Here is a 2,558-nt window from a genome sequence, read left to right as displayed (position 1 = left end):
GCCGCAAGCCGGCCAAAGATCTCTGGCTGTGGCACGCCGGGCCCATCGAGGTCGATGCGGCGCTGCTGGACCTGCTGTGGAAGGCCTACCTGCGCCGCTTCGATCAAGAGCACTTTCACCGCTTCGCCAAGGTCTATCTGGGCATGGCCCGCGCCCACCTGGCCTCGGCGCAGGCCACCGACCGCTGGATGCACCTGATCCTGGCCGCCTATGCCCAACTCCGGCTGGCCAGCCCTCACGTCGACGACCTGCGCCGTCCCTGGCATCCGCGACCCGAACCGGGAAGAGCGCTCAGCCCATACCGGGTCCGGCTCGGCTTTCGCCGTCTCCGTGCAAAACTCGGCACTCCCGCCGACTCACCGAAACTCACCAGGCCCGGCCCCGGACGCCCCAAAGGATCAAGGAACCGGCCGAAAGACAAGCGCCCGCCCTACCGCAAGACCGTAGCCGCCGACAACGAACACCGAGAGTGACGTTAAATCGCAAGCTAAGCCCAGCCCGGCCCGACGCCCGCCGGAACGGCCTGAATGGCGATCGTTCGGCTACCGGCCTGTTCGGTTGGCCACGATGACCTGGACCGTGTGCTCCAACGCGTAAGCCGGGTCTGCTCCCCCGCCCTTGACCTGCTCATCGGCGCTGGCCACGGCCTGGATCGCCCTGGACAGCCCTTCCGGCCCCCAGCCGTTGAGCTGCCGCTTCACCCGGTCCACCTTCCACGGCGGCATGCCGACATGGCTGGCCAGCTGCCCACCTCGGAGGTTGCGCGGCGCGCTGCCGACCTTCGCCAGCGACCGCAGCCCACCGGCCAGCGCACTCACCAGCAGGACGGGCGCGACCCCGGTGCCGAGAGCCCACCGCAACTGCTCCAGAGCATCGGCCAACCGCCCCTCGATCGCCGAGTCGGCCACGTTGAAGCCGGTGACCTCGGCCCGCCCCTTGTGATAGCGAGCGACCGACGCCGCACCGATCGTCTTGTCCTCGCTGTCGAACGCCAGCTGATTGCACGCCGCCGCCAGCTCCCGCAGATCGTTCCCCACCGCGTCGAGCAACGCCTGGGCCGCGTCGGCGGAGATGTTCCGCCCCGCCCGCTTGAACTCGCCCTTGATGAAGTCGAGCCGCTCCCCGGCCTTGGTGACCTTGTTGACCGTGATCACCTTGGCCCCGGCCTTCTTCACCCCATCGACCAGCGCCTTCCCCTTCACCCCACCCGGATGGGACAGCACCATCACGGTGTCGTCGGAAGGCTGCTTGGTATAGGCCACGATCTCGGTGATGACGTCCTTCGGCAGATCCTGGGCGGACCGGATCACCACCACGGACCGATCCCCGAAGAGCGAAGGCGAGGTGAGCTGCGTGAGCTCACCGGTCGTGACCTTGCCCCCCACAAGATCATGCACATCCGAGCCGGGGTCGGCCGCCCGCGCCGCCGCGACGACACCACTCACTGCCCGGTCGGCCAGCAGCTCCTCATCGCCGAGGATCAAGGTCACAGGTGCTGGATCGGTTCCCGCCATGTCAGGCAGCATGCCATGCGCCGCCGACAACCTGGTACTCAATCGCTCCCCGGCCGCGCCCTCACCAGGATGGGCCTGATCGCCCGAATCATCAATCGAGGCGATCCACAGGTTTCGATCAATCTCGGGCCACCGAACGACGTTCAAGGTGGCAGTGCGATGCGATTGTGGTCTTGCAACTCCCCGGCGCGGGCCGAGAGCACCGCACCACCTCACCCTCTGGCCCTTCTCGGATTCACGGCGTCGTTCCCTGGAACCGCGCCGTTCCCCGGGACCGCGCTGCCCGCCAGGAGTGCCCCACTCCCCGGAACCACGCCGGGGCCCAAGCGCGCGCCGTCCCCCGGTACCACGCCACGTCCCATCCCCAGGGCCACGCCGCTTCTCGGAACCACGCCGGTCGCGGGACCTCGCCGCTTCACGAGACCAAGCCGCTCCCCGGGCGAGAATGCGGATTGAGCAGGAGACCGAACGCCCGCCGCGACAACCATGATCGTAAGGCTGAAGATACCCGCGAGAACGGCCAAAGCAAGGTCGTCGGACAAGCTCAATGCGGCGCAATGCGACGATGAGCAACGCCTCATGGTGCACAAGCAGGCAGGGCGCTTGTGGGGTGAGCGGCCATGCCGCGCTCCCACCGGGCCGGCAACCCACTCGCCGACGCACTCCAGCTCGCTGCCCAAGCGGGCGTCGGAGTCCGCCTCCAACTTCCTCGGGCCACCGCCGCCCTGGCCGGGCTCCGTACCACCGCCACCGCCACCACCGCCCTGACCGACCTCCGTACCACCGCCACCCAGCGACCCGCACCGCGCTCACCCACCTCCTAGCGACCCGTACCGCTCCCCACCTCCCGGCGACGTTGCGGCCCTGCTCCAGGGCTACCCGCCGCCCCGCCGACGAGGACCTGGTGACATGTACCGCTAGGGCGCGTATTGGGTTGTGATCAAGGGGTGGGTCGTGTGAGGTCTTTGATCCAAATCATCGCGCCACGAAGGTGGAGGCCGGCGATGTAGCTCTCAGGGGTCTTGTCGTAGCGGGTGGCGATGC

2 protein-coding genes and 1 pseudogene are annotated in these 2,558 nt (G+C 68.4%); 2 read left to right on the top strand and 1 reads right to left on the bottom strand.

The features are described from left to right. Positions 1-473, top strand: a pseudogene (locus tag ACBJ59_RS62680) (transposase); the annotation flags it as partial. A 69-nt stretch (positions 474-542) separates the two neighbouring features. Here the strand turns inward: ACBJ59_RS62680 and holA are convergent. Beyond that, complete coding sequence (holA, locus tag ACBJ59_RS62675; RefSeq protein WP_375119377.1) at positions 543-1,526, bottom strand: DNA polymerase III subunit delta; 984 nt, start codon at positions 1,524-1,526, stop codon at positions 543-545. A 608-nt stretch (positions 1,527-2,134) separates the two neighbouring features. Between holA and ACBJ59_RS62670 the strand changes: the two genes are divergently transcribed. Further along, entirely contained in the window at positions 2,135-2,338 is a 204-nt protein-coding gene (locus ACBJ59_RS62670) for a hypothetical protein (protein ID WP_375119376.1), read from the top strand. The last annotated feature ends 220 nt before the right edge of the window (positions 2,339-2,558 follow it).

This window comes from Nonomuraea sp. MTCD27 (assembly GCF_041950495.1).
In the GTDB taxonomy this organism is placed as follows: domain Bacteria; phylum Actinomycetota; class Actinomycetes; order Streptosporangiales; family Streptosporangiaceae; genus Nonomuraea.
Note: the sequence above shows the minus strand (reverse complement) of the source record. Positions and strands in the feature narration are given on the sequence as shown.

What these genes read in the sequence shown, in the direction of transcription:
- holA (WP_375119377.1), bottom strand. Translation starts at nt 1,526, where the DNA reads ATGCTGCCTGACATGGCGGGAACCGATCCAGCACCTGTGACCTTGATC.
- ACBJ59_RS62670 (WP_375119376.1), top strand. Translation starts at nt 2,135, where the DNA reads ATGCCGCGCTCCCACCGGGCCGGCAACCCACTCGCCGACGCACTCCAG.